This window comes from Pseudoflavonifractor sp. An85 (assembly GCF_002161235.1).
Classification (GTDB): Bacteria; Bacillota; Clostridia; order Oscillospirales; family Oscillospiraceae; genus Enterenecus.
Map to the genome: position 1 here is coordinate 1 of NZ_NFHE01000119.1, position 856 is coordinate 856.

An 856-nucleotide genomic window follows, 5' to 3' on the forward strand; every position below is an offset into this window, starting at 1 on the left:
GTGCCGGTGCCCACGCCGAAATGGTAGGTGGTGCCGCCGTACCGGTCGGCGATGGCGGTGTATTCGCCCGCACGGTCGATGACGTAGATTTCGTCCGTGGGGTTGGTGAAGATGGTGCCGGTCATCTCGGTCTTGACGAACATGCCCTTGCCGGAGCCGGTCTTGCCGCATACGAAGCCCATGGGGCTGGTCAGCCGCTTGCGGTTGCAGATGACGAGGTTCCGCGAATGCTTGTTCTGCCCGTAGTAGTTGCCGCCCTTGTCGTCCAGCTCCTGCGTGGCGAAGGGTACGAGGATGGCGACCTGCGCGGTGGTGAACATGCGGCTGATCTCCACATGGTTGTGGCCCAAGGGGAGAATCGAGTTCAGGCCACGGCGCTGCCGGTAGTCGTAGGTGTCCACCTCGATGGAGGACTGGCGGGCGACCGAAATGATGCGCATGACCTGCTGATCCAACTGCTCCTTGCTGGGTGCGTAGGTGTAGATGAGGCCGGTGAACACGTAGAGCCGCTGGTTCTTGTTCTGCAAGTGGTCCAGCACATCCTCGGTCTCCTCCTTGGAATACTTCAGCTCCTGCGGGAGGATGCTGAAATCGTACCCCTTGTTCACCGCCGAACGCTGCTCCTCGATGATCTCCTTGTCGATCCACGCGGAACGGCTGCGCACGAAGTTGATGGCCTTCGACTTGTCCATGGGCTGCACGTACCACGTGACCTCCATGGGGTCCAAGCCCCATCTGTTGAACGGCACCCAGCGGCTCAGGGTCCTCCACAGCCTGCTGAACCCGTACAAGCCGTTCTACTTCGACTACCAGCGAGACATCTCCGCCCGCAGCGTGCAGACCACCAAGGACTGCA

General features: G+C 61.2%; 1 pseudogene. It reads right to left on the reverse strand.

Annotation, left to right across the window (positions count from 1 at the left end):
• Positions 1 to 719: pseudogene (locus B5G37_RS14720) on the reverse strand (hypothetical protein); the annotation flags it as partial.
• Positions 720 to 856 lie beyond the last annotated feature (137 nt).